Source organism: Stenotrophomonas maltophilia, assembly GCF_002799155.1.
In the GTDB taxonomy this organism is placed as follows: Bacteria; Pseudomonadota; Gammaproteobacteria; order Xanthomonadales; family Xanthomonadaceae; genus Stenotrophomonas; species Stenotrophomonas maltophilia_R.
This window is the reverse complement of record NZ_NERD01000002.1, coordinates 1437662-1463195: the sequence shown is the minus strand read 5'-3', so window position 1 is coordinate 1463195 and position 25534 is coordinate 1437662. Positions and strand designations below refer to the sequence as shown.

Sequence of the window (25534 nt, the reverse complement as noted above, 5' to 3'; positions counted from 1 at the left end):
CAAGCCTAATGGATCAGGGCCGTGTCGTGCCGTGCCGTTCGCTGGGTCACCGCGAACGGCACAGTCCGGCTCAGCGCAGCTGGCTGCCCGGTGCCGCGCACCAGGACACCGGCAGGTCCTTCACCGCCGTGCCCCAGCCCTGCTCCGGCGCCTTCGCGTCGAGCGCGAACTGCAGGCGCGGACCCTGCTGCAGCTGGCTCCAGTCCAGCCACACCGGCGCATGCGCCTGGCCATCGACCTTCACGCCCTGCACGTACTGCAGGCGTCGGCCATCGGCACCCGGCGCGTCGATGCGCAGCGTGCGGCCATTGCCCAGGTCCACTTCCACCTTGCTGAAGCGCGGCGTGTGCAGCAGGAACTGGCCGCTGCCGGGCACCGCCGGGTACACGCCGATAGCGCTGAACAGGTACCAGGCCGACATTGTGCCGAGGTCGTCGTTGCCGGTCACGCCGTTGGGCGCATTGGTGAACAACTGCTGCGCGGCACGCACCACCGCTGCGGTCTTCCACGGCTGGCCGATCAGCGTGTACAGCCACGGCGAGTGCAGGTCCGGTTCGTTGTTCGGGTTGTAGCGGAACTGGTTGTAGTAGCTGTACGGCCCGACCACCCACGCCTTTCGGGCGGCATTGAGCGGGTCGGCCTGCAGCGCATCCATCGCGAAGAACGCATCCAGGCGGCGGCCGGCCTGCTCGCGGCCGTCCATCGCTTCGACCAGGCCCGGCACGTCCTGCTGCGCCAGCCACTGGTACTGCCACGCCGTGCCCTCATGGAAGCCATGGTGCGAACGTGGGCTGTAGTGGCCATCGGCCGGCGTGTACCACTGGCCATCCTCGGTACGCGGGCGCGGGAAGCCGGTGAAGCCGGTCTCGGCGTCGCGCACCTGCGGGTCCCACACCTTGCGCCAGTTGCGGCCGCGCTCACGCAGCGTCGCCGCATCCTGCGCATGGCCCAGGCCGTCGGCCATCTGCGAGAGCGCGCAGTCGGCCAGCGCGTATTCCAGCGTGGCCGAACCGCCATGATGCGGATCAACGTCCATGCCCTTGGACGGGAACGCGCGGTCGTAGACCACATAGCCCTTGTCCAGGTAGGTCGGGTTGCCGGAACGGCCCGCCATCCGCGAGTTCAGCGGCGGCGTGCCGAAGGCATTGCGGCGCAGCGCATCCCATGCCTGCGATTCACGGCCCTTGAGCGCACCGAAGCGCCACAGGTCGACCATGAACGGCGTGACCGGATCGCCGGTCATGATGTTGGTCTCGAAGTTGGCATAGCCCCAGCGCGGCAACCAGCCGCCCTGCTCGTCGATCGCCAGCAGGGTACGGCCAATATCGCGCGCCACATCCGGGCGGGTCAGTGCCAACCACTGGTTCTGCGCACGGTAGGTATCCCACAGCGAGAAGTACTCGTAATAGGTCCAGCCATCGGCGCGGTGGATGCCATCGTCATAGCCGCGATAGCGGCCGTCGGCATCGTTGCCGGTCATCGGCTGCAGCAGCGCGTGGTAGGCCGCGCTGTAGAACACGGTGCGGTCATCAGACGTACCGCCCTGCACACGCACCCGGCCCAGCTGCTCGCGCCAGGACTGCTGCGACAGCGCACGCATGCGGTCGAAACCGAGCAGCGCCCCGCCCTGCATGCCTTCCGCGCGCAGGTTGGTGCGCGCGCCTTCGGCATCCACGTGCGAGATCGCGCTGACCGCCGTCACCGACTGGCCGTTGGCCAGGTCGAAGCTGAGCCAGGCACCGTTCGGCTTCTGTTCGCCTTCCATGCTGTGGCGCGCGCCCGGCAGGCCACCGCCCTCGCCCCAGGTGCCATGCGCCTTGAACGGACGGTCGAACTCGATGCGGAACCAGGTGGTGTACTGATGGCCACCACAGAAACTCTTGGTGACCAGCTTGCCTTCGACCACCCGGTCGCCCACCACATCGACCACGCTGCCGATCACCGAATGGCGCTCGTTGGCCTGGCCGACATTGACCAGCACGTGGCCATCGCCACTGCGCTGGCTGAAGGTGTAGCGTTCAGCGGCGGCCCGGGTGCGCGCGGTGGCCTCGGCATCAATGCCGCCGTAGCTGGTCAGGCGCACTTTGTAGTAGCCGGCCTGGCCGACCTCACCGTCGTGGGTATAGGACGCCGCGTAGGCCTTGTGATCGAACTGCTTGGCGTTGCTGGTATCGAAATCGCCGCCCGGACCGATCGAGCCCGTGACCGGCAGCACCGACACCTGGCCGCCCTGCTCCCAGCAGCCGGCGCCGGAGATGAAGGAGTGGCCAAAACCGCGGATCTTCTCGTCGTCATAGCGCCAGCCCGAATAGTGGCTGCCGATCGGGCTGACCTGGATCAGGCCGAACGGTGCCGACGCGCCCGGGAACGTATTGCCGTCGTCCTTGCTGCCGATGAAGGTGTTGACCTCGCGCTCCAGCGCAGCCGGCGCGGCCTGCAGCAGCATCGGCGACGCCGACAGTGCGAGCAGGCAGGCCAGGCGCGCCAGCGGGCGCGAAGACAATGGGACGGCGGGAGCGGACGGCACTGGACGCATGTCGGGTTCCTGTAGTCGATGACACGAAGGCAGGCGGCCGGGGCCATCCGGCACCGTTCCGCTGAGCCCCGCCTCGACTGGCAGACAGCTCCCCCTGGAATGACGCCCGACCCACGAGACCGTGAATTTAGATCGATTCAAGTAGAGCATGCAGGTTCAGCCGAATGCATTCTGCGGCGCAGCATCAGAGGGGGTGTTCGGCAGGGCTGCGCCCTGCACCTGCTGCAAGCCAAGGCAACAGCCTGAGCAACAGCTGACTATCCGTGGGTAGGCGGGATGGGTCCGGTTGCGGGGGACGCCGTAAACCCGTCCCTGGGGGCTTGGCCGCGGCATCCATGCCGCGGACACCCCCGCAACCGGACCCATCCCGCCTTCGACACATTTCCGCGATCTGTAGATCCACGCCATGCGTGGATGAATCTCTGTCAGAAAACGAAATCAATCGGGGTCAGATCCGTTTTCCAACGGAAAACGGATCTGGACCCACGACCCCACGTGATTCCAGGCCCCATCCAACCGTCACCAGGAAAATGTCGGGGGTGGGGCGGTGTGGGCTGGCAGGACCGTTGGCGCCATGGATGGCGCCATCGAGCCCCCATGGACGGGTTTACGGCGTGTCCTGCCAGCCCACACCGCCCCGCCAAACCAGCAGAAAACCAGAGCCGCTTTGGCTTTGGCTCCGGCTTTGGCCGTTGCTCTGGCTCACAGCAGGTGCAGGGCGCAGCCCTGCCGGCCCACCCTCCCCTGCGCACGAAAACGATTTCACTGATTTCAGCAAACCGTCATCCCTTCGCCACGCCAGTACCATATTGCGGAGCAGCATGCGCCCACGGGCGACCCATGCTAAAAATCGCCCGCCCATCGCTTAGATCGATCCAAGACGACGCTGCGATGGCCGGGAGTTGGGGGAGCAGCAACAGGACGTACCAGGCCACGCGCGCGGTGCTACTGCCACTGCATGGCGACAGCGACAAAGTCACTTCAAATTAGATCGATTCAAGTTGTCCGTGCCACGTCACCGGATCAATCCAGGAGAGAGGGAGAGATGGGAATGAAGCATTCAACACGTACGCATGGCCAGGACGCATTGTCGCTGGCCATCGCGCTGGCATTGGCCGCCGCCGTCATACCGGCTGGCGCCGCCGCGCAGCAGGCCACGTCCACCGGCGCGCAGGATGCCACCACCCTGGACAGCGTCCAGGTCACCGGCTACCGCTACGCCATTGAAAAGAGCCTTGAGCAGAAGCGCGATGCCAACGCAGTGGTCGAAGTGATCACCGCCGAAGACGTCGGCAAGTTCCCCGACAAGAACGTCGCCGACGCGCTGCAGCGCGTGCCCGGCGTGGTCATCACCCGCAGCGGTGGTGAGGGCAAGAGTGTCAGCGTGCGCGGCCTTGCGCCGGACCTGACCCTGACCCAGTTGAACGGCAACTTCGTCGCCTCCTCGGAGACCAACAACGAAGCGACCCGTTCCTTCAACTACACCCTGCTGCCGTCGAACATGCTGTCCAGCGCCGAGCTGTTCAAGTCGCCGGAAGCGCGCATCGACGAAGGCGGCATCGGCGGCACGGTCATCCTGCATACCCGCCGCCCGCTCGACATGGAATCCAACTCCGGCTACGTGAACCTGGAGGGCACCACCTCCGACACCAGCCACGATGTCGATCCGCAGGTGTCGGCGCTGTACTCATGGCACAGCAAGGATGAGCGCTTCGGCGTGCTGGTCGGCGTGACCCAGCAGAACCGCACCACCCGCACCATGGAAGCCAGCACCGAGGACTACCAGTGGTACGGCAACGGCACCACGGCCCGTGATGCCAACGGCAATCTGCTCGAACAGGATGGCATCCACTACTGGTGGGGCCAGTCCGGCTTCAACAACCAGGCCGGCAAGAACTACAGCGAGTTCTTCATGCCGACCTCGGTGAACTTCGCAGTGAAGGAAGAGAAGCGCGAGCGCAAGGGCGGGCAGCTGACCTTCCAGTTCAAGCCAGTCGACAACGTCACGATGACGGCCAACTACTTCCGCTTCGAACTGCAGGGCGACTACACGCAGAACATGCTGAAGGTGCCGGAGTGGAACCTGGCCCGATACAACCAGGACGGCAACTGGGCCGGCGGCCGCCTGCTCAACGGCCTGGACTTCGACCCGAGTGGCAGCATCGTTACTGGCGCGCAGTACCAGAAGCTGGCCGGGAAGACCTACTACTGCAGCGAGGAAGAAGCGGCGGCCGCCGGCCTCAAGCCCGGCGGCTGGGGCCCGGACGACTGCACCATCCCCACCCCGCAGCTCACCGGCGGCTACAGCAAGGAGAAGGCGCTTTCGCAGACCGCCGACCTGACCATCGACTGGGACATCAGCCCGCTGTGGAAGGCCTCGTTCACCGGTGGCCGTACCTGGTCCGAAGGTGGCCCGTCGATGAACTTCCGCATGTCGGCCAAGCCGCGTCGCAAGGTCGGCAACCAGTGGCAGTCCGGCAACCAGTACACCGCGTGGGACCTGACCGGCACGCCGTCGGTGCAGTTCTCGCCAGACCTGCAGCAGCAGTTGATGGCTGGCGTCGCGGAAGTCGATACCGGCTCGACCGACTCGTCGTGGATGCAGACGGAGGTCAAGCAGAACTACTTCCAGGCAGACGTCACCAAGCTGTTCGAGGCCGGCTGGCTGGATTCGATCCAGTTCGGCGCCAAGTACCGCGATGGCAAGGTCCACCGCAATACCGGCAATACCTACTGGGTATGCCCGGGCCTGGACCCGTCCGACTATGACAACAATCGCTACCAGGCCGGTTGCGATCCGACTGCAGGCGATGCGCAGCCGGGCTTCTTCCTGTCCAACCCGATCAGCAACATCACCGGTGCGTTCAACGCCAACGTGTTCCCGGGCATCAACTACCCGGCCTACATCGATTACCTGAACAAGACCTACGGCGGCTCGCACAACCGTACAGAGGAAGACTTCGTCTACGACGTCAACGAAAAGATCTACTCCGGATACTTCCAGGCCAACTTCCGCACCGAGCGCGTGCGCGGCAACATCGGCGTGCGCGTGGTGCGCACCAAGCAGTTCGCCCAGTCCAGCGATTCGGTCGAGCGCTTCAACGACTACTTCGTCGACAACGCCAGCGGCGCGCCGATGAGCTGCGATGATCCGGCCGCCGATCCGAACCTGCGCTGCCAGGGTGGCTTCGTCCGCCTCCCTGACCCGCAGGTGCGCGACAAGGTGTACGCGCTGTCGTCGCTGGAAAAGACCTATACCGACGTGCTGCCCAGCTTCAACATCGCCTGGGACATCACCGACAACCTGGTGCTGCGCGGCGCGGCATCGAAGGTGGTCGCGCGCCCGAGCTACACCAGCATCGCCTACCCCGGCGGCCTGCGTTACATCAGCGAGGAGTACGCCAATGATCGCCGTGTCACCGGCGGTACCGACACGCCCGGCTGGTACGGCTCGGGCAGCAACAAGGCGCTGGAGCCGTTCAAGGCGGTCCAGTTCGACCTTGGCCTGGAGTGGTACTTCAAGCCGGGCGCGGTCGCAGGTGTTTCGCTGTTCCGCAAGAACGTGGACAACTTCACCGTGCCGGTGGTGCGCGACCAGCAGATGAATGTCGGTGGTCAGTCGGTGACCGTGCAGAAGTACGAGACCCAGGCCAACGGCCGCGATGGCGTGTCGCAGGGCGTGGAGCTGTATGGCCAGTACACGTTCGACTTCGGCCTGGGCGTGCAGGCCAACTACACCTACAACGACACCAACCTGGCCTCGATCGTGCTGGACGGCGAGGAAATCGGCTCATCGCCGCTGGTCGGCAGTGCCAAGAACCAGGCCAACGTGACCGTGTTCTACGAGAACGACAAGTTCCTGGCACGTGCTTCGTACAACCGGCGTGGCGAAGTGGTCGGCGGCCTGAACAATGGCATGACCACCTACACCAAGCCCTACAGCCAGCTAGACCTGAACGTGGCCTACAACCTCACCCCGGACTGGACGGTGACGGCTGCCGTGCTGAACGCCACCAAGTCCGAGCTGCGCAGCTACATCGGCAACGACAGCCAGGCCCGCCTGCTGTCCAACCTGTACGCCGGCCGCCAGCTGTATTTCGGCGTGAACTGGAAGTTCTGAGGCGACGCCGGGCACGACCGGCGCCAGCCACGCCCCGCCCTGGCGGGGGCGTTCCTCCACGGCAGCCACGCTGGTACAGGTGGCTGCCGTTTTCTGTTGGCGCCTTGCCTGTCGTTCAGCCCGGCGCTTGACCCTGCCATCGTTGGAAGGTGCACACTGATTCCACCCCAAGAGCACCGAAGGAGCTACAGATGGAATTCCATGTCGATGGCATGACCTGCGGCGGCTGCGCACGCAGCGTGACCCGCGCGATCCAGCAGATCGATCCGAACGCGAGCGTGGTGGCCGACCCGCCGACCGGCCTGGTCAAGGTGCAGACCACCGCGTCACAGGAACAGGTGTTCGCCGCGGTGAACGATGCCGGTTTCCCGCCGCGCACCGCCTGATCCTCCTGCCCGCGCCCACGACCAAGGCCCGCCCGATGCAATCGTATCGGGCGGGCTTTTTCATGTGCATCTCCCGCCGGTTCAATACTTGTGCGCGCGCCGCCGCACCGCACCGGACTTCGCGGCAGCGGGCGGCACCGGGGCCGCATCGTCTTCGCCCAACCGCTGCAGGATCGGGCACTCCGGGCGCTCATCGCCCGCGCAGCAGCTGATCAGCGATTTCAACGTGTCGGCCATCTGCCGCATGTGCTCGATGCGCTGTTCCAGATCGGCGATGTGCTGTTCGGCCAGGTGCTTGACGTCGGCGCTGTGCCGCGAGGTGTCGTTCCAGAGGCCCAGCAGATCGGTGATCTCGGCGACCTGGAAGCCGAGATCGCGCGCGCGGCGGATGAAGCGCAGGCGGTGGATGTCCGCCTGCGAGTAAGCCCGGTAGCCCGACTCGGTGCGATCAGCCGCAGGAATCAGGCCGATCTGTTCGTAGTAGCGGATCATTTTCGCCGACACGCTCGAGGCCTTGGCGGCATCACCGATGTTCATGCGGTTCTCCTTCAATGGGTCGCGGCGGTGGCATCCGCCATCGGCGGCTGGAAGCGGCGCAGGCGCAGCGCGTTGCCCAGTACGAACACGCTGGACAGCGCCATCGCACCGGCCGCGAACACCGGCGACAGCAGCACGCCCCAGACCGGGTACAGCACGCCGGCCGCTACCGGAATCAACGCGGTGTTGTAGGCGAACGCCCAGAACAGGTTCTGCCGGATGTTGCCCAGCGTTGCTTTCGACAGTGCAATGGCATTCGGCACACCCTGCAGGTTGCCCGACATCAGCACCACATCAGCCGACTCCACCGCGATATCGGTGCCGGTGCCGATGGCCAGGCCGACATCGGCCTCGGCCAGCGCCGGCGCATCGTTGATGCCGTCGCCAACAAAGGCAACGTGGCCATGGGTGGCCTTCAGGCGGCGCACGGCCTCGACCTTGCCCTCCGGCAGCACTTCGGCCACCACGTCATCGATACCCAGCTGGTGCGCGATCGCCCGCGCGGTACCGGCGTTGTCACCGGTGATCATCGCCACCTTCAGGCCCAGCTGATGCAGTGCGGCGATCGCCGCCGGCGTGCTCGGCTTGATCGGATCGGATACCGCGATGATGGCGGCCAGGCGTCCATCGATGGCCGCGTACATCGGCGACTTGCCCTGCGTGCCAAGTTCCGCCGCCAATGCTGCGAATGCAGTGATGTCCACGCCCAGGTCGCGCATGAAGCGATCGGCACCGACCTCCACGCGTGCACCCTCGACACTGGCGCGCACACCCATGCCGGTGACGGATTCGAAGTCGACCATGGCCGGCAATGCGATGCCATGCTCCGTCGCGGCATCAACAATCGCGCGGGCGAGGGGATGCTCCGAGCGCGATTCCGCCGCGGCAACTGCCGCCAGCACCGTGTTGCGATCGAAGCCGTCCGTGATCTCAAAGTCGGTCAGGCGCGGGCGGCCTTCGGTCAGCGTGCCGGTCTTGTCCACCGCCACCACCTGCGCGTCCTTCAGCAGCTGCAGTGCCTCGCCCTTCCGGAACAGCACGCCCATTTCGGCGCCACGACCGGTACCGACCATGATCGAGGTCGGCGTGGCCAGGCCCATCGCGCACGGGCAGGCAATGATCAGCACCGCCACCGCATTGACCAGCGCAAAGCTCAACGCCGGCGAGGGCCCGAAGATCAGCCAGACGGCGAAGGTTGCCAGCGCGGCCAGCATCACCGCCGGCACGAACCACAGCGTGACCTTGTCGACCACTGCCTGGATCGGCAGCTTCGAGCCCTGCGCCTGTTCGACCATGCGGATGATCTGCGCCAGCATGGTCTGCGCCCCCACCGCCGTCGCGCGCACTGTCAGTGCGCCCTTCTGGTTGACGGTGCCGCCGACCACGCTGCTGCCTGGCTGCTTCTCAACCGGGATCGGCTCGCCGCTGATCATCGACTCGTCGATGTAGCTGCGACCCTCGACCACCTCGCCATCGACCGGCACGCGCTCGCCCGGGCGCACTTCCACCAGGTCGCCACTCAGCACCTCGTTGACCGGGATCTCGATCGTGCGGCCGTCACGAATCACATGCGCGACCTTGGCCTGCAGGTTGACCAGGCGCTTGATCGCCTCTGAGGTACGGCCCTTGGCGCGCGCCTCAAGGAAGCGGCCGAGCAGGATCAGCGCGACGATCACCGCCGCTGCTTCGTAGTAGACGTTCACCGTGCCCGGCGGCAACAGCCGCGGTGCAAAGGTCGCTACCACCGAATAGCCGAACGCTGCGGCGGTGCCCACCGCCACCAGTGAATTCATGTCCGGCGCAAGCCGCAGCAGCGCCGGGAACCCCTTCTGGTAGAAGCGGCGGCCCGGAATGACCAGCACCAGCGCGGTCAGCACGAACTGCAGGTACCAGCTGGCCTGCATGCCGATCGTCGACATCACCCATTCGTGCATGCCGGGGATCAGGTGCGAGCCCATTTCCAGCACGAACACCGGCAGTGCCAGCGCGGTGGCCACGATCAGGTCGCGCTTCAGCCCGGCGCGCTCGGCATCCTTCTTTTCCGCGGCCTCGTCATCGGACTGTACGCCGGCTTCGATCACGCGTGCGTCATAGCCGGCCTTGTCGATGGCGGCGACCAGCGCTGCAACATCCGCCACGCCACGCACCGTGGCGCGTTCGGTGGCCAGGTTCACGCTGGCCTGGCTGACGCCCGGTACGGCCAGCAGCGCGCGTTCGACGCGGCCCACGCAGGACGCGCAGGTCATGCCCTCGACCGACAACTCGGTGGTGCCGGCGGGCACGTCGTAGCCCACCCGCTCCACCGCCTGGATCAGCGCGGCGCGATCGACCGGGCCCGACGGACGGATGTCCGCCCGCTCTGTGGCCAGGTTCACCGAAACACTGCCCACGCCTTCGACCTTGGACAGCGCCGCTTCGACCCTGCCCACACAGCTGGCGCAGGTCATGCCCTCGATGGGCAGGCTGATGGCGGAGGGGCTGGCGGGGATTGCAGTGGCGCGGGGCGTGCTCATGATCGGATTCCCGGGATTCCTTCTGGATGCGGACAGGCTAAACCTTGCCATCGTGGGAAGGTCAAATCCAGCCTGTCCGCATGCCTGAAGAGGTCACCGCCCCGGGTGTTCAGTTTCCGCATCCACGCATGGCGTGGATCTTCCGACGAAGATGGGCCCGTCAGAAGGTGAACACATACTCCAGCGCGAACTCGCGGCCGACCGCGCCCAGCAACCGGGTCGGGGCGAAATCGTAGTCCAGCTTGTACGGATCCTTGTGGTTCCAGCTGGCCGAGTTGAACGCGTTGTTGACGTAGACGTTGATCTTTGCGTGCTCGGTCACCTGGTAGCCCACGTTGAAGTTCCAGGTGATGAACGGCCCGACCCGCCCGTAGTAACGCGCCGTCTGCTGGCCGGCGTTGGGATTCGGATTCGGCGAGCCGTCCGGGCGCGTCGCCGGCTCAAGGCAGTTGAGCGACGGGCTGTCACTGGGAACGTAGCCATCGGCGAACGGCAGGCAGCCGCCGGGGTTGTCCAGGCGGTCGGTACCCCAGTGGTAGCGCACGCCCGGCACCGAACCGATGCGATCGGCATAGACGTTGGCATTCCAGTTGCCACGCTGCCAGGCCAGGCTCGCACGCAGCTTGCTGCGCAGGTCGCGATCGCGGCGTTCCGGGTTCGGATCGTTGGCGTAGCGCTGTTCCTTGGTCGAGATCTGGTTGGTGTAGTTCACCCCCAGCTGGAAGCTGCCCCACTGCGCGGTCTCCAGGCGATAGCGCGCGGTCAGGTCGATGCCGCGTACTTCGCGGCTGGCCAGGTTGAACGGGCCGCGCTCGATCGATACCAGGCGACCGTTGCTGTCACGGTTCACGCGGGCCAGGATGCCGGCACAGTACTCGCCGCCGGCCGGGTTGGCCCATGGCGTACCGTCCATGTTCCTGCCGGTCAGGCAGCCCGCTTCGCTGGCCAGCACCTCGTCGGCGCCGACGTCGACGATCATGTCTTCCAGTTTGATCGCCCAGTAGTCCGCGCTGACCGACAGGTTGGGCATCACGTCCCAGACGAAGCCGACCGTCCACGAATCGCCGGTCTCCGAGCGCAGCAGCGGCGTGCCACGCCGGTTCACGTCGAACGTGTACCAGACGTCCGTGTTGCCCACGCCACAGTTGTTGACCAGGTAGGCGCCACTCTGGATGCAGCGCAGGCGGTCATAGGTCTGCACTTCCGAACTGCTAGGCTGGCCCAGCAGGTAGTGCATGTCCGGCGCATGGAAGCTGGTGGCATAGGAGCCACGTACCAGCAGCGATTCCACCGGGCGCCACTCCAGGCCGACATTCCAGGTGGTTTCCTTCTGGCTGCCGATGTCCAGCGCTTCGCTGCTGTCGTCGGCCTTGTAGTTGCCATAGCGGTCGTAGCGCGCTGCCGCAGTGGCGGTCACGCTCTCCAGCAGCGGGATCTTGAACTCGACGCCGGCCGAATAGCGGGTGCGCTCGCCGCCACCGCGGTCGACGTTCTGCAGGTCGAAGTCGATGCCGGCACGTGGGTCGGGACTGAGGTGATAGCCCTGCTGCGCAACCTCGGCCACCGCCGCAAACGAAATCGGGCCGGCCCAGCCCTGGAACAGCTCGCCGGTGATATCCGCCGAAGCCTGGTTGACCCATGAGGACGCGCGGTTCTTCGCCACCGTGCCCATCTGCCAGTACTGGTCCGGCGTCAGCGGGTTCCACCAGCGCGATTCGTTCAGGGCGTAGATCGCCTCGCCGTCGGCGGTAGTGCCCAGACGTGGGCCGAGGAAGTAGTCATACGACTTCTGCTTGTCGACCACGTTCTGCCGTTCTTCCACGCGGTAGTAGGAACGGCCCACCGTAGCGCTCCAGTCGAAGCGGTCGGCCAGGCGGCCACGCAGGCCCGCACTCCAGTCCCAGGACAGTTCGCGGTTGGTGTTACGCAGCGTATCCAGGCCGCCCACCTCGTTTGGAGTGAACTGGCGCACGCCGAGGATCGGGCGGTCGCGGTTGGCATCCCAGTAATAGCCGTTGACATCGTCGATCAGCGACACGCTGGGCGGATTGGTGCCCCAGATGGCTTCGGAGCGGTACACCGCCAGGTTGGTCCAGGCCTGCAGGTCGTTGCTGAAATCGAAGGTGGCATACAGGTTGCCGGACACGTTCTCGGCACCACCGGTGAGCAGCCAGTTGGCGTAGTCGGCGCTCATGCCGCACAGGCGGCCAGTGTTGGTGATGGTGTTGGCGGCGTAGTTGTAGACCAGTCGATCGGCGGTGTAGTACTCGCCATCGAACTTCTCGCAGGTGCCGGTGGGCGGCGCCAGGCGCTGGCCGGTGGTCGGGTCGATCAGCGCCAGGCCGGACGTCGGGCGGAATCCGACCTTGCGCTGTTCCATGTTCCACGACGGGTACGGCGCGTCGTCGGCATCGTCCATCTGCGGGCGATCACGCCCGAACAGCGGATCGCGCTTGGTGTACTGCAGCGCATAGGTCACGCTCCAGTTGTCGCCGGTCTTGCCGCCGGCCCAGGACAGGTCCCAGGTATCACGGCCGCCTTCGGTGGACGTGCCGCCGCGCACGCGCACTTCGTCGCCGTCGTAGTTGGTCTTCAGAATGACGTTGACCACGCCGGCGATCGCATCCGAGCCATAGATGGCCGAGGCGCCACCGGTCAGTACTTCGATGCGCTCGACTGCGGCAGCGGGAATGTTGCCGTAGTTGGAGAAGTTGGTTTCGCCGCCGTAGGGCAGCGGATAGTCGGCCACACGGCGGCCGTTGACCAGCAGCAGCGAGCGGTTCGGGCCCATCCCGCGCAGGTTCAGGCCGCTGGCATTGGGCGTGTGCGAGCCCCACTGCGAGGCGGCTTCAACAGTGCCGGTGGCCTCGGTGAGGGTCTTCAGCGCGTCGTACACGCTGACAAAGCCTTCCTTCTGGATCTGCGCGGCGGTGATCACGTTGACCGGCGCCGGGCCTTCGACGCTGGCGCGCTTGATGCGCGAGCCGGTGACGGTGACCGCGTCGAGATCCTTGGTGGACGAACTGGCGGTCTCCTGCGCACTGGCGGCCAGGGGCAACAGGGCCAGGACCAGGGCCTGGGACAGCAGGTGACGACGCTTGCGGACGATCTGAGCCATGGGTGGTTGCTCTTCGAAAGTGTGGACGCACGGACGGGTGGTGGCGCGGCACTACGGCTGATCAGGGCACCTGGAGCGGTTCAAGACCGTCCCGACACCCTCCCCTGTGGATCGATCCAAACTAAAGCACAGCTGAACCACGCCCGGCATGCGGCGGCGCAGCAACACAAAGCGTAGTGCCTTTATTGGTTGCTCGCCGCCATGACAATCAAAGGCTTGCGAGACATCGCTGAGAGAACGGCGCACGAAGTGGTGACACGATTGCGACAAACGCGCGCGGAACGGTTTTGTCCGTGGCGGGCCAGCGTAGGGTCGGATCCCTTCGCAGAAGGGCTTCGACCCCGGACCTGCGATCAGGCGTCCAGCGCCTGCCGCAGCGCGGCTACGGTGGCAGTGGCGGTCTGGCTCCAGTCCGGGTCCAGTCCGCGCAGCGCCGGGTTCTGGAACTGCATCGCCGAGCGCCGCAGGCCCTTGGCGGAAGCGTGCAGTTCAGTACAGCCGCTCCGTCGTGCCACGGCCGCGATATTGGCCGGGCCCAGCCCGGCACCGGCCATCACACTGATGCGGCCCGCCGCTTGTGTGACCAGGCCCGCCAGCACATCGGCACCGGCCTCGGCGCTGGCCTGGCCGCCCGAGGTCAGCACGCGCTGGCAGCCCAGCCCGATCACCTGCTCCAGCGCCGCCGGCAGATCGCGGGCAGCGTCGAAGGCACGGTGGAAGGTCACCTGCAGTGGCCCGGCAGCCTGCACCAGTTCACGGCACAGCACCAGGTCGATGCTGCCCTGCACATCCAGTGCACCGATCACCACGCCATCGCAGCCCAGCGCGCGGCACTGCGCGATATCACGCAGCATCAGCTCGGTTTCCAGCGCGTCGTAGTGGAAGTCGCCCGGGCGTGGCCGCACCAGCACGAACAGCGGGATCGACAGGCGTTCGCGGGCCATCGCGATGCTGGCGAACGACGGCGTGGTGCCGCCCTCGGCCAGGTTGTCGAACAGCTCGATGCGGTCGGCGCCGCCAGCCTGCGCGGCCAGCGCCGAGGCCAGCGAGTTGCTGGCGATCTCCAGGGTCAGCCGCGTGCTCACGCCTGGGTGCTCGTGTAGATCGACGGCGAATCACGCAGGTCATCCTGGCGCTGCGCATCGCACACCGCGTAGACGAAGCCACGATGCAGCGCATAGGCGCCCACCTCGCCCTGCTTGTTCATGGCCAGGAAGCATACCTGCAGCGTCTTGCTCGCTTCGGGGCGCTTGCGCACCACGCGGTCGATCGCTTCGCGGCAGGCCTGCGCCGGCGAGCGCCCCTGCCGCATCAGCTCGACCACCAGGAACGAGGCGGCGTTGCGGATCATCTCCTCGCCCACGCCCGAGGCAGTGGCTGCGCCGACTTCGTTGTCGACGTACAGGCCGGCACCGATGATCGGACTGTCGCCAACGCGACCGTGCAGTTTCCACGCCATGCCGCTGGTGGTGCAGGCACCGGCCAGATGGCCCTTGGCATCCAGTGCCAGCATGCCGATGGTGTCGTGGTTGTCGCTGTTGCCGGGAATACCACGGCGCTCGGCGTTGATCTGCGGCTGGTACTTCTCGGTCTTCAGCCACTCGCGCCAGGCCGCTTCGGCCTGCGGCGTCAGCAGGTGCTTGCGCTCGAAACCCTGCTGCACCGCGAACTGCTGCGCGCCCTCGCCCACCAGCAGCACGTGCGGGCTGTTCTCCATCACTTTGCGGGCCACCGACACCGGATGCAGGATGTCGACCAGCGCGGCCACTGCACCGCAACGGCCATCGCCGTCCATGATGCTCGCGTCCAGGCTCAGCACGCCGTCGCGATCCGGGTTGCCGCAATGGCCGACGGTGGGGTTGCACAACTCGCTCTCGGCCCAGCGTGCGCCTGCTTCCACCGCATCCAGCGCGCTGCCGCCCTGCGCCAGCACCTTCCATGCAGCCTGGTTGGCCGGCACGCCGAAGTCCCAGGTCGAAACCACCTTGGCCCCGCCGTGCGTGCGCGCCTGCACGCCCGGCAACGCCGCCATGCCCGCGGCCAGTGCACCGGCCTGCAGGAACTGCCTGCGATCCACCATCTTCCCCTCCCAGTCTGCAATGCACGGCCGGCCCGATGCCGGCCCTGCCGATCAGTCGTGCGTGGGCTGCCGTGCGGCGTGCCAGACCGCTGCGCCGAGCACGCCCAGCTGGCCATGCTCCACCCGCCACACCGGTACCTGGCGCAGCACCTCGGTCAGCACGCCCTTGTTGAGGAAGCGCTCACGGAAGCGGCCATCGGCCAGGAAATCCTGCACATGCGCGGAAATGCCACCGGCCAGGTATACCGAGCGCGCACCGACGGCGATCGCTGCGTCGCCGGCCAGGCTGCCCAGCCAGGCACAGAAGACCTGCAGCGTTTCCACTGCCAGTGCATCCTCGCCGCTACGTGCGGCACCGATCAGCGCCTCGGTGCTGGTCCACACCGGGGTAACGCCGCGCAGTTCGCACAGGCACGGATAGAGATTCATCAGGCCGCTGCCGGACAGCACGCGTTCGTTGTCCACGTGCGGCCAACGCTGCAGCAGTTTGCCCAGCACCTGCAGCTCCAGCGCGTTGCCAGCGCCGAGCGCGGCATGGCCGATCTCGCTGGCCAGCACCGGGCGCTCGCCATCGGCAAAACGCAGCGCGGCGCCCAGGCCGGTACCTGCACCCAGCACCAGCGCCGGGAACGCCTGTGCCGGATCGGCGTCGCCGTTCAGCGGCACCAGGGTTTCCGGCTGCAGGTACGGGATGGCCAGCGCCACCGCTTCGAAATCATTGATCAGCTGCAGCTCGTGCAGCCCGGACTGCGCGCGGGTGGCCGACAGCGAAACCGTCCACGGCAGGTTCGAGTTGATCAGCACATCGCCATCGAGCAGGCCGGCGATGGCCACCACTGCGGTCTGCACCGGCTGGCCGAGACCAGCGGTGAAGTCGGCCAGGATCGCGGCCAGGCTGGAATGCTCGGCACAGGCATAGGTGCGATGGCTGCCCAGCAGCGGCGCCTGGCCGGGCTGGGTCTCAGCCAAGGCCAGACGGGCAAAGGTGCCGCCGACATCGGCGACAACAAGGCTGCGCGGAAGACCGCCGCGGGCGGAGTCGGTGGAAACCGGAGACGCTGCTGCGATGGTCACGCTGGCCTGCTTGGATCGATTGAATCGCCCCGATTCTCAGGCATCGGGGCGGCTTTGCCTAGCGCGCCGGTGGTTCAGGTTGGCCTACATGCCTTCCTGTTCGGCCACCTGCACCCCATCCACCAGCACGCGCAGGCGCTGCGGGCGGAAGCCGGCGAACAACAGTGGCCGCGTGCGCTCGACCAGCACCTCGTGGCCGGCGATCTGCCGCAGCCACGACTGTACCAGCGAGAACGAGAAGTGGGTGCCCGGATGCAGCGGGTGCTGCACCCAGACCTTCTCGGTGGCGCTCTGCAGCAGCATCGCGCCGGTGAACCAGTGGCGGCTGAGGGTCACCGGCGTGGTGCCGGCCATGAAGCGGATATCCATGCGGGGTCCTTTCGCTGGAGCAGTGATGCGGGTGTCAGGGCTGGGCAGTCTGCAGGCTGTAGCTGGTGGTGGCGGTGAACACGGCACCATCAGGCTGGGTGGAGCGTACCTCGACCTTGTGGCTGCCCACTGCCAGATCGGTCGGCAGCGCACCGCGCCACAGGTGCGGCGACGCAGTGGCCTCCGGGGAACGGTCGTAGCCACGCAGGCTGTTGGCCAGGTCGTCGGCCACGTTCTCCACCATCAGTCGCGGATCGGGCTGGCTGACCTGCTTCATCGGCTGCCAGGCGCCGCCATCGACGCGGTACTCGACGACGCTGGCGTCCTCACCCATGTAGACGTTGGCATAGACGCCCCACGCTGGATAGGCGCCCTGGCGCAGCACCTTCGGCGCATGCAGGCCGATCTGCTCGCTGGCCGGCTTGCCGGCCACCCGGTATTGCAGGCGATAGCTGCCGTTGCCGGCCACGTCGAGCAATGCATAGCCCTTCGGCGTGCCGTCGCTCATGGTGCTGTCCGGCACGCCAGCGGCATTCTTCACCCCCGACCAGAACGCACCGCAATTGGCACCGACGTTGTATTCGTGCAGCGGCTTGTCGCCGTTCCAACCCTCAGCCTTGCCGTGGTAGACGTGCTGCTGGGTGTGGCTGTGGCCGCTGAGCACCAGCACGTTGCGGAAGTCCTTCAGCAGGTCGAACAGGCGCTGGCGGTCGGCGTGGCGGAAGGTCTCGCGCCCCGGCGCGGCATCGAACAGCGGGATGTGCATGCCCAGCACCAGCAGGCGGTCCTTGTGCAGGCCCTTCAGGTAGCCGGCAAGGAAAGCGAACTGGTCTTCGCGCAGGCCGCCGATGTACTTCGGCTTGGCCTTGGGGTCGTACACCACATCGTCCAGGAAGACGAAACTGGCACCGCCCTCTTCCACCGCGTAGGTGTCCGGGCCGTAGATGTTGCGCCAGCTGTCCAGCGAATGCTCATCGCTGACGGCATCGAAGTCGAGGTCGTGGTTGCCCGGCACATGGAACCACGGCACGCCAAGTTCGGTGGTGACCTTGTTGATGGCCGGATACAGGGCCAGGTCGTCGTTGACGATGTCACCCAGGGTGGTGCCCATGCGCGCCCTGGTCTGGCCGACCAGCGGCGCCACGATCGACTGCTGGTAGTAGCCGATGTCCTTCAGGCTGGCGGTCTGCGAATCGGTGAACACCAGCATCTGGAAACCACGGCGGCTGTCATGGCGATCCGCCTGCAGCGCGAAATCCCAGTCGCGGGTGGCATCGCTGGTGGCGGCGATGCCGCCGTACTTCAGCGCCGGCGAGCCGTTCGGGCGGTAGTGGCGCCAGAACGAGGGCAGACCGTCGGTCGCCTTCAGGAACGAATACGCATCGGGCTTTATCACGAACACGGTCTGGCCGTCGCGCACCGGCAGGCTGTAGCTGCCGTCGGCGGCGGTCTTGACGATGGCCTCGCCGTTGGACACCTGCACCCCGGCCAGGCCCGGATCGGTCGCACCGCGCCCAGGCCTGCCGTCGCGCTCCAGATAGACCTTGCCGCTGACCACGGTGTCCGCGGCCCAGGCCGGCGAGGTCAGCAACAGGCAGCACAGCCAGGCGGCAGGCAGTTTCATGGGCGGTCCGGGAAAGAAGAAGACCCCCTATTGTAGAGCCGAGCCATGCTCGGCTGCATTGCAAAGGTGGGTGCGGGCCGTTGCTCCGCCCCACCTCCTCAACGATGGCGTTTTTCCAGCACCGCCCGCGCATCATCCAGCGACAGCCCGCGCGCGCGCAACAGCACCAGCAGGTGGTAGAGCAGGTCCGAGGCCTCGCCCAGCAGCGCCTCATCGTCCTGCGCCACCGCCGCCAATGCGGTCTCCACACCCTCCTCGCCCACCTTCTGCGCGATGCGGCGGATGCCGCCCTCGAACAGGCTGGTTGTGTAGCTGCCCGGCGGGCGCTGCGCCTCGCGCATCGCCACCAGCTGGCCCAGCCCACCGAGGAAGTCCTTCGGTGCCTGGTCGAAACAGCTCTCGGCACCAGTGTGGCAGGTTGGCCCGGCCGGGCGTGCCAGCACCAGCAGCGTATCGGCATCGCAATCGACACGGATCGACTGCACCACCAGCACGTTGCCGGACTGCTCGCCCTTGGTCCACAACCGCTGCTTGCTGCGGCTGAAGAAGGTCATATGGCCGATGGCCAGCGTGGCAGCCAGCGATTCGGCGCTGACATAGCCCAGCATCAGCACCTGCAGGGTGTCGGCATCCTGCACCACGGCCGGCAGCAGGCCGTCGCCCTTGCCCCAGTCCAGCGCCTGCAGCGCATCCAGCGATGGCCTCACGTCAATAGACATCCCGCACCTCGATCTGCTGTCCGCGCAGGTAGCGCTTCAATTCCGCAATGGCGATGGCGCCGCTGTGGAACACACTGGCCGCCAGCGCGCCGTCGACGTCGGCCTGGTCGAAGGCTTCGGCGAAGTGCTCCATAGCACCGGCACCGCCGGAAGCGATCAGCGGCACCTGGCACAGCGCGCGCGCCTGCTGCAGCTGCGCGACATCGTAGCCACGGCGCACACCGTCGCTGTCCATGCAGTTCAGCACGATCTCGCCAGCGCCACGCCGCTGCGCTTCGACGATCCAGTCCAGGGTCCGCAGCGGTACCGCCTGGGTCTTGTCCGGGTCGCCACTGAAACGGCGTACCCGCCACTGGCCGTCCGCTTCGCGTACCGAGTCCACACCCACCACCACGCACTGCACGCCGAACTCATCTGCCAGCTCGGTGATCAGCTCCGGGCGGCCCAGCGCCGGCGAGTTGATCGACACCTTGTCGGCACCGGCGAACAGCACGCGACGCGCGGTCTCCACGCTGTCGATGCCACCGGCCACGCAGAACGGAATATCGATCAGGCGCGCGATACGCTCGATCCACGCAACATCAACCGACCGCGCCTCGGGACTGGCGCCGATGTCATAGAACACCAGTTCGTCGGCGCCCTGGTCGCGGTAGCGCTGTGCCAACTCGGCGATGTCGCCCATGTCGACGTGATCGCGGAAGCGTACGCCCTTGACCACGCGGCCATCGCGCACGTCCAGGCACGGAATGATGCGGCGGCTCAACATGCCAGCGCCTCGCCCAGGTCCATGCGCTGCTCCAGCAGGGCCTTGCCGAGGATGGCACCGCCGCAGCCGGCAGCACGCGCCTCGGCCACATCGGCAACGTCACGGATGCCACCGGAGGCCTGTACCGCCACGCCCGGCAGCAGCGCCGACAGGTGCTGGTAGAGGCTGATGTTGGGCCCGGCCAGCATGCCGTCGCGGGCGATGTCGGTGCACAACAAGTGGCGCATGCCGGCACGCGCATAACGCTGGGCCAGGTCATCCAGGGTCACGCCGGCATTCTCGGTCCAGCCGTGCACAGGCAGCTGCCATTGGCCCTGGGCATCCTGGCGGGCATCCAGCGCAATGGTGATGCGCCCGGCGCCGAACTCCTCCAGCCAGCCGACCACTTCGTCGGGGCGACGGACTGCCAGCGAACCCACCACCACGCGGCCGGCGCCGGCGTCGAGGATGCGCGCCACATCGTCACGGCCACGCACCCCACCACCGGTCTGCACCTGCAGCGTGGTCTGCGCGCGGATCGACGACAGCAGCGGTGCCAGCGTGTAGCCACCGGCGCGTGCGGCGTCCAGGTCGACCAGATGCATCCATTGCGCGCCCTGTGCGGCGAAGGCGTGTGCGCGCGGCAGCGGATCGTCGCCATATGAGGTTTCCTGCGCATAGTCGCCCTGGCGCAGCCGCACCACGCGGCCATCGCGGATATCCAGCGCGGGGTAGACGATGAAACTCATGCAGCAGTGCCCTCGAGGAAGTTGCGCAGCATCAGCGAGCCGGTCTCGCCGGAGCGCTCGGGATGGAACTGCGCGCCGTAGTAACGCCCCTGCTCGACCACGGCGGTGAACAGGCCGCCGTGGTCACAGGCGGCGACGGTGTGGGTATTGAGCGGCGCCGCATAGCTGTGTACGAAGTAGGCGCTGGCGCGCTCCGGCACACCCCGCAGAAGCAGCGATTCGCGCAGCGGCAGCAGGCGGTTCCAGCCCATGTGCGGCACGCGGATGCCGCAGGCCGGCACCAGCTTGCGCACCACGCCGGGAATCAAGCCCAGTGCCTCGACGCCGGCCTCCTCGGAGCGCTCGAACAGCAGTTGCATGCCCAGGCAGATGCCCATCAGCGGCACCTCCAGTCGTTGCAACGGCTCCACCAGGCCTTGCGCGTGCAGGCGCTGCATGCCAGGACCGGCGGCGCCGACGCCAGGCAGGATCACCCGCTGCGCACCGACCAGACCGTCGGCGTCGCGCACCAGCCGCACCGTCGCGCCCAGGCGCTCCAATGCGTAGCGCACCGAGCCCAGGTTGGCACCGCCGGCGTCGATCAGCGCAACGTCGCTCACAGCGCCCCCTTGGTGCTCGGCAGTGCCGTGCCCTGGCGGGCCAATGCCGGGCGCAGCGCGCGCGCCAGTGCCTTGAAGCAGGCTTCCACCTTGTGGTGGTCGTTGTCGCCGCGCACCTGCAGGTTGAGGTTCAGGCCGCTGGCATCGCACAGTGACCGGAAGAAGTGCGGCACCAGCTCGGTCGGCATGTCGCCCACGCGCTCGCGCTTGAACTCGCCCTCGAACACGAAGTACGGGCGACCGCTGAAATCCAACGCGGCGCTGGCCAGGGTCTCGTCCATCGGCAGGGTGAAGCCGTAGCGGCCGATGCCGCGCTTGTCACCCAGCGCCTCGCGCAGCGCCTGGCCCAATGCGAGCCCGGTGTCTTCGATGGTGTGGTGCTCATCGATGTGCAGGTCGCCCTCGGCCTGGATGTCCAGCGCGAAGCCACCGTGCTTGCCGATCTGTTCCAGCATGTGGTCGAAGAACGGCAGGCCAGTGGAAATGTGCGCATCGCCGGCACGGTCCAGATCCAGTTCGACGCGGATCTTCGTTTCCTTGGTGTTGCGCTGGACCACGGCAGTACGCGGCGCATCGGCCAGCGCGTGAGCGATGCCCGGCCAGTCCCACTCGCCACCGAACTGCTCGGTGCGCAGCTGGAAACCGCGGATGTTGAGGTTGTCGGCGAACTGCAGGTCGGTGATGCGGTCGCCGATCATGCCCGAGCGCGCCCAGTCGATGCTGCGGTCCTGCAGGTAGGCAGTCATCAGGCCGATGCCCGGCTTGCGGGTCGGCGCATTGTCCTGCGGCCAGCTGCAGTCGATCAGCACGTCACGGAAGGTGATGCCCTGGCTCTCGAAGATCTGCAGCATCAGGTCGTTGGGGCCATCGAAGCTGGCGCGCGGGTAGCTGTCACTGCCGAGGCCATCCTGGTTGGTGACGATCACGAACTGGTATCCGGCATCCCGCAGCTTCAGCAGCGCCGGGATCACCTGCGGCACGAAGCGCAGCTTCTCGTAGGTGTCGATCTGGAAATCGGACGGCTCCTCGATGAGGGTGCCGTCGCGGTCGATGAACAGGATCGGGGTCATGCGGCGGCCCTCCGCGCCGACAGGGCCGCAAGCACACGGTCATTCTCTTCGGGGCTGCCGATGCTGATGCGCAGCGCATCACCCAGCTGCGGCGCGGCGCGCTGGTCACGCACGACCACGCCGGCCGCCAGCAGCGTATCGAACGCTGCCTGCGCATCGGTGAAGCGGACCAGCAGGTAGTTGCCGGACGAGCGGTACACGCGACGAACGCCGGGCAGGCCTGGCAGCGCCGCGGACAGGCGCCCGCGCTCGGCGATCACCGTGGCCACGCGCTCGGCGGTGCGTGCCAGCGCGGCCGGCTGCAACGCCTGCGCGGCCAGCTCGGCGCACGGCGTCGGTACCGGGTACGGCGCCTGGCAGCGGCGCAGCACGGCAATCAGTTCCGGGGCAGCGATCAGGCTGCCAATACGGGCGGCCGCGAGTGCGTGCGCCTTCGACAGCGTGCGCAGTACCGCCAGGTTGGCGTGCGCAGCCAGCAGCGTGGTCGCCGGCGGGCGTTGCGCGTACTCGACGTAAGCCTCGTCTACCACCACCAGAGCCTGCCCGCGCAGAGCAGTGGCCACCCGCTCGATATCGGCCAGGCCGATGTCACTGCCGGCCGGGTTGGACGGTGCGCACAGGAACACCAGCTTGGCGTTGCGCGACTTGGCCGTATCGATCACAGCATCCAGATCGGCACGCAGGCCGTCTTCGCTGTCCACCAGGGGCACTTCAATCAGTGCGGCACCCTGCAGGCGTGCGCAGACCGCGTACATGCCGAACACCGGCGGCGTGACCAGTACGCCACTGTGGCCCGGAACGCACAAGGCGCGCACCAGCAGATCGATGGCTTCGTCGCTGCCGCGGCCGATCAGCAGCTGCTGCGGCGTCACGCCGTACAGCGCGGCCAAGCCTTCGCGCAGCGCCAACGGCTGCGGTTCCGGATAGCGCCGGCTGCTGCCTGCAGCATCCGCCGGATTGGGCCAGGCCGACTCGTTTGCGTTCAACCAGACCTCCCCCTGCACCGCCGCGCTGCGCGCCGAACTGTAGCCGGCGAAGGCCTGCAGGTCCGGGCGCACCAGGGCCAGCACATCATCGATCGCCGCACTCATGCCGCCGCCTCCATGCGCACTGCGACCGCACGCTCGTGCGCATCCAGGCCTTCGGCACTGGCGATGATGCGCGCGCAGCCGCCGATCGCCGCCAGGCCGGCAGCGCTGGCGCTCTGCACGCTGATCAGGTTCTGGAAGCTGGCCACGCTGACACCGCTATAGGCACGCGCGGCACCGGCGGTGGGCAGTACGTGGTTGGTGCCGCTGCAGTAGTCGCCCAGTGCTTCGGGCGTGTAGTCGCCGAGGAACACCGAGCCGGCGGCCTGCACCTGGTCCAGCCAGTCGCGCGGCTCGCGCAATGCCAGGATCAGGTGCTCGGGCGCATAGCGGTTGCTGATCGCGAAGGCCTCGTCCAGCGAATCGACCTGGATCAGGCGCGACGCCGACAGCGCCTGGCGCGCGATCTGCTGGCGTGGCAGCAGGGCCACCTGGCGCTCCACCTCAGCCTCGACCGCCGCCAGCATCACGGCATCGTCGGTCAGCAGCAGCACCTGCGAATCGGGGCCATGCTCGGCCTGCGACAGCAGGTCGGCGGCAACGAACGCTGGATTGGCACCGGCATCGGCAACGACCAGCACTTCCGAGGGCCCGGCCGGCATGTCGATGGCCGCTGCGCCCTCCTGCGCCACCTGCTGCTTGGCTTCGGTGACGAAGCTGTTGCCGGGGCCAAACAGCTTGTCGCAGGCCGGAATGCTGGCAGTGCCATAGGCCATCGCCGCGATCGCCTGCGCACCACCCAGCTTGAACACGCGCTGCACGCCGGTCAGGCGGGCGGCTACCAGCACCGCCGGATCGGCGCTGCCGTCGGCGCGCGGCGGCGTGCACAGCACGACCTGCGGGCAACCGGCCAGCTGCGCCGGAACGCCCAGCATCAACGCGGTGGACGGCAGCGGCGCGCTGCCGGCCGGTACGTACAGGCCCACCCGGCCGATCGGGCGCAGCATGCGTTCGCAGACCACGCCCGGCGCGGTTTCCACCGCATAGCCTTTGCCCATGCCAGCGGCGTGGAAGCGCGCGATGCGTTCGGCGGCGTCCACCATCGCCTGGCGCAGTTCGGCGGGCACGGCGGCTTCGGCAGCGGCGAATTCGGCTTCGGACACTTCAAACGAGGCCAGCTCGACACCATCGAAACGCGCAGTAATCGCACGTAGCGCGTCGTCACCCCGCGTGCGCACCTGCGCGATCAGGGCGGCCACGGCATCGCGGGTCTGCTGCGCCACGGTCTGCACCGGGCGGGTCAGTGCCGCACTGCGCGCGGCCTCATCAAGTCGGGACCAGATCAGACGGTTCATGCCAGCGACCGCTCCACGCTCAGTACCATCAGGCCCTGCGCACCCGCGCGCTCGAGTTCCTCCATGCGCTGCCAGCTCAGCGGGCCGGGACACATGGTCTGCAGGCGCAGCGCACCGCCATCGGCCGGCAACCGCACCAGCGGCTCGGCATCGGCCAGCAGCTGCGCCAGTGCGTCGACGCGATCCTCGCTGGCACGGAACATCAGCAGCTTGCGGTCCTGGCGCTGCACCACGCCGTCGAGGCGGCGCAGCAGCATCGCGCGCAACGATGCACGTGCATCATCCGGCACGCGCACCGCACCGGCCAACACCGCCTCGCTGTCGAGCAGGTTGTGCACCGGGGTCAACTGGTTGGCACGCAGCGTGGCGCCGCTGGACACCAGATCGCAGATCAGGTCGGCGGTACCCAGTCGCGGGGCGATTTCCACCGAACCGGACAGCTCGACCACCTGTGCATCCACGCCCTGCTCGGCCAGCCACTGCTTGAGGATGGCCGGGTAGCTGGTGGCGATGCGGGCGCCGGCCAGCTGCGCCGGACCCTGCCACTGCCATTCCTCGGGCACCGCCAGCATCAGCCGGCACTGGCCGAAGCCCAGCCCGCGCAGCGCCTGGTAGGCATCCGGCAGGCCGATCTGGCGACGCGCTGCGGCCTGCTCATCCAGTTCGTTGCGGCCGACGATGCCGAGGTCGCAGACGCCATCGGCAATCAGGCCGGGAATGTCGTCGTCGCGCACCAGCAGCAGGTCCACCGGCAGCGATTCGCCGTAGCAGAACAGCTTGTCGCGGCTCTCGCGCCAGCTCAGGCCGCAGGCGCTGAGCAGGTTACGGGCGGGTTCGGCCAGCCGGCCACTCTTCTGGATGGCGATACGCAACCGGTCTCGTGCCGGCGCTGCCTGGGTTGCACTCATGGGG

At 67.3% G+C, this 25534-nt stretch carries 19 protein-coding genes; 2 read left to right on the top strand and 17 right to left on the bottom strand.

Annotated elements, in window-relative coordinates; genetic code table 11:
* Positions 1 to 70: 70 nt before the first annotated feature.
* Positions 71 to 2536: a GH92 family glycosyl hydrolase gene (locus tag B9Y82_RS07420; RefSeq protein WP_100472130.1), complete on the bottom strand. Its 2466-nt coding sequence runs from the start codon at positions 2534 to 2536 to the stop codon at positions 71 to 73.
* 1045 nt (positions 2537 to 3581) lie between these two features.
* Here B9Y82_RS07420 and B9Y82_RS07410 point away from each other — a divergent pair.
* Positions 3582 to 6656 carry a TonB-dependent receptor gene (locus B9Y82_RS07410; protein ID WP_100472128.1) on the top strand — a complete coding sequence of 1025 codons (3075 nt, stop codon included), beginning with the start codon at positions 3582 to 3584 and terminating at the stop codon, positions 6654 to 6656.
* Positions 6657 to 6847: 191 nt separating this feature from the next.
* The gene (locus B9Y82_RS07405; protein ID WP_008267227.1) at positions 6848 to 7042 is read left to right on the top strand and encodes a heavy-metal-associated domain-containing protein; all 195 of its coding nucleotides are present in this window, start codon (positions 6848 to 6850) and stop codon (positions 7040 to 7042) included.
* A gap of 81 nt (positions 7043 to 7123) precedes the next feature.
* Here the strand turns inward: B9Y82_RS07405 and cueR are convergent, their stop codons facing one another.
* From cueR to hisG, 16 genes are all read right to left on the bottom strand, one after another.
* A complete protein-coding gene (gene cueR, locus B9Y82_RS07400) occupies positions 7124 to 7579 on the bottom strand; it encodes a Cu(I)-responsive transcriptional regulator (protein ID WP_100472127.1) in 456 nt (151 codons plus the stop codon).
* 11 nt (positions 7580 to 7590) lie between these two features.
* Positions 7591 to 10092 (bottom strand): heavy metal translocating P-type ATPase, encoded by a 2502-nt coding sequence (locus tag B9Y82_RS07395; protein ID WP_100472126.1) that lies wholly within the window; start codon positions 10090 to 10092, stop codon positions 7591 to 7593.
* A gap of 160 nt (positions 10093 to 10252) precedes the next feature.
* Entirely contained in the window at positions 10253 to 13210 is a 2958-nt protein-coding gene (locus B9Y82_RS07390) for a TonB-dependent receptor plug domain-containing protein (RefSeq protein ID WP_100472125.1), read from the bottom strand.
* A 353-nt stretch (positions 13211 to 13563) separates the two neighbouring features.
* Positions 13564 to 14295 carry a copper homeostasis protein CutC gene (locus B9Y82_RS07385; protein WP_100472124.1) on the bottom strand — a complete coding sequence of 244 codons (732 nt, stop codon included), beginning with the start codon at positions 14293 to 14295 and terminating at the stop codon, positions 13564 to 13566.
* Positions 14292 to 15290: a N(4)-(beta-N-acetylglucosaminyl)-L-asparaginase gene (locus tag B9Y82_RS07380; protein WP_100472123.1), complete on the bottom strand. Its 999-nt coding sequence runs from the start codon at positions 15288 to 15290 to the stop codon at positions 14292 to 14294. Before B9Y82_RS07380 ends, B9Y82_RS07385 begins: the two co-directional genes overlap by 4 nt.
* Positions 15291 to 15341: 51 nt before the next feature.
* Positions 15342 to 16364, bottom strand: coding sequence for a glucokinase (locus B9Y82_RS07375; protein ID WP_100472122.1), 1023 nt, complete (start codon positions 16362 to 16364; stop codon positions 15342 to 15344).
* Positions 16365 to 16448: 84 nt separating this feature from the next.
* Positions 16449 to 16733, bottom strand: coding sequence for a hypothetical protein (locus tag B9Y82_RS07370; RefSeq protein WP_100472121.1), 285 nt, complete (start codon positions 16731 to 16733; stop codon positions 16449 to 16451).
* 34 nt (positions 16734 to 16767) lie between these two features.
* On the bottom strand, positions 16768 to 18357 hold the full coding sequence (locus B9Y82_RS07365; RefSeq protein WP_100472120.1) for a calcineurin-like phosphoesterase C-terminal domain-containing protein: 1590 nt from the start codon (positions 18355 to 18357) through the stop codon (positions 16768 to 16770).
* Between the two features lie 98 nt (positions 18358 to 18455).
* Positions 18456 to 19076, bottom strand: a complete 621-nt coding sequence (gene hisIE, locus B9Y82_RS07360) for a bifunctional phosphoribosyl-AMP cyclohydrolase/phosphoribosyl-ATP diphosphatase HisIE (protein ID WP_100472119.1) — start codon at positions 19074 to 19076, stop codon at positions 18456 to 18458.
* Entirely contained in the window at positions 19066 to 19842 is a 777-nt protein-coding gene (gene hisF, locus B9Y82_RS07355) for an imidazole glycerol phosphate synthase subunit HisF (protein ID WP_100472118.1), read from the bottom strand. Before hisF ends, hisIE begins: the two co-directional genes overlap by 11 nt.
* The gene (hisA, locus tag B9Y82_RS07350) at positions 19836 to 20570 is read right to left on the bottom strand and encodes a 1-(5-phosphoribosyl)-5-[(5-phosphoribosylamino)methylideneamino]imidazole-4-carboxamide isomerase (protein WP_100472117.1); all 735 of its coding nucleotides are present in this window, start codon (positions 20568 to 20570) and stop codon (positions 19836 to 19838) included. The genes hisF and hisA overlap by 7 nt, the downstream gene beginning before the upstream one ends.
* On the bottom strand, positions 20567 to 21169 hold the full coding sequence (gene hisH, locus B9Y82_RS07345; protein WP_100472116.1) for an imidazole glycerol phosphate synthase subunit HisH: 603 nt from the start codon (positions 21167 to 21169) through the stop codon (positions 20567 to 20569). The genes hisA and hisH overlap by 4 nt, the downstream gene beginning before the upstream one ends.
* Positions 21166 to 22239, bottom strand: a complete 1074-nt coding sequence (hisB, locus tag B9Y82_RS07340) for a bifunctional histidinol-phosphatase/imidazoleglycerol-phosphate dehydratase HisB (RefSeq protein WP_100472115.1) — start codon at positions 22237 to 22239, stop codon at positions 21166 to 21168. Before hisB ends, hisH begins: the two co-directional genes overlap by 4 nt.
* Complete coding sequence (hisC, locus tag B9Y82_RS07335; protein WP_100472114.1) at positions 22236 to 23330, bottom strand: histidinol-phosphate transaminase; 1095 nt, start codon at positions 23328 to 23330, stop codon at positions 22236 to 22238. Before hisC ends, hisB begins: the two co-directional genes overlap by 4 nt.
* Positions 23327 to 24622: a histidinol dehydrogenase gene (gene hisD, locus B9Y82_RS07330; RefSeq protein WP_100472113.1), complete on the bottom strand. Its 1296-nt coding sequence runs from the start codon at positions 24620 to 24622 to the stop codon at positions 23327 to 23329. The genes hisC and hisD overlap by 4 nt, the downstream gene beginning before the upstream one ends.
* Positions 24619 to 25530: an ATP phosphoribosyltransferase gene (gene hisG / locus B9Y82_RS07325; RefSeq protein WP_012480030.1), complete on the bottom strand. Its 912-nt coding sequence runs from the start codon at positions 25528 to 25530 to the stop codon at positions 24619 to 24621. Before hisG ends, hisD begins: the two co-directional genes overlap by 4 nt.
* Positions 25531 to 25534 lie beyond the last annotated feature (4 nt).

Coding starts and splice junctions, on each gene's coding strand:
- B9Y82_RS07420 (WP_100472130.1), bottom strand. CDS start 2,536: ATGCGTCCAGTGCCGTCCGCTCCCGCCGTCCCATTGTCTTCGCGCCCG.
- B9Y82_RS07410 (WP_100472128.1), top strand. CDS start 3,582: ATGGGAATGAAGCATTCAACACGTACGCATGGCCAGGACGCATTGTCG.
- B9Y82_RS07405 (WP_008267227.1), top strand. CDS start 6,848: ATGGAATTCCATGTCGATGGCATGACCTGCGGCGGCTGCGCACGCAGC.
- cueR (WP_100472127.1), bottom strand. CDS start 7,579: ATGAACATCGGTGATGCCGCCAAGGCCTCGAGCGTGTCGGCGAAAATG.
- B9Y82_RS07395 (WP_100472126.1), bottom strand. CDS start 10,092: ATGAGCACGCCCCGCGCCACTGCAATCCCCGCCAGCCCCTCCGCCATC.
- B9Y82_RS07390 (WP_100472125.1), bottom strand. CDS start 13,210: ATGGCTCAGATCGTCCGCAAGCGTCGTCACCTGCTGTCCCAGGCCCTG.
- B9Y82_RS07380 (WP_100472123.1), bottom strand. CDS start 15,290: ATGGTGGATCGCAGGCAGTTCCTGCAGGCCGGTGCACTGGCCGCGGGC.
- B9Y82_RS07370 (WP_100472121.1), bottom strand. CDS start 16,733: ATGGATATCCGCTTCATGGCCGGCACCACGCCGGTGACCCTCAGCCGC.
- B9Y82_RS07365 (WP_100472120.1), bottom strand. CDS start 18,357: ATGAAACTGCCTGCCGCCTGGCTGTGCTGCCTGTTGCTGACCTCGCCG.
- hisIE (WP_100472119.1), bottom strand. CDS start 19,076: ATGTCTATTGACGTGAGGCCATCGCTGGATGCGCTGCAGGCGCTGGAC.
- hisF (WP_100472118.1), bottom strand. CDS start 19,842: ATGTTGAGCCGCCGCATCATTCCGTGCCTGGACGTGCGCGATGGCCGC.
- hisA (WP_100472117.1), bottom strand. CDS start 20,570: ATGAGTTTCATCGTCTACCCCGCGCTGGATATCCGCGATGGCCGCGTG.
- hisB (WP_100472115.1), bottom strand. CDS start 22,239: ATGACCCCGATCCTGTTCATCGACCGCGACGGCACCCTCATCGAGGAG.
- hisC (WP_100472114.1), bottom strand. CDS start 23,330: ATGAGTGCGGCGATCGATGATGTGCTGGCCCTGGTGCGCCCGGACCTG.
- hisD (WP_100472113.1), bottom strand. CDS start 24,622: ATGAACCGTCTGATCTGGTCCCGACTTGATGAGGCCGCGCGCAGTGCG.
- hisG (WP_012480030.1), bottom strand. CDS start 25,530: ATGAGTGCAACCCAGGCAGCGCCGGCACGAGACCGGTTGCGTATCGCC.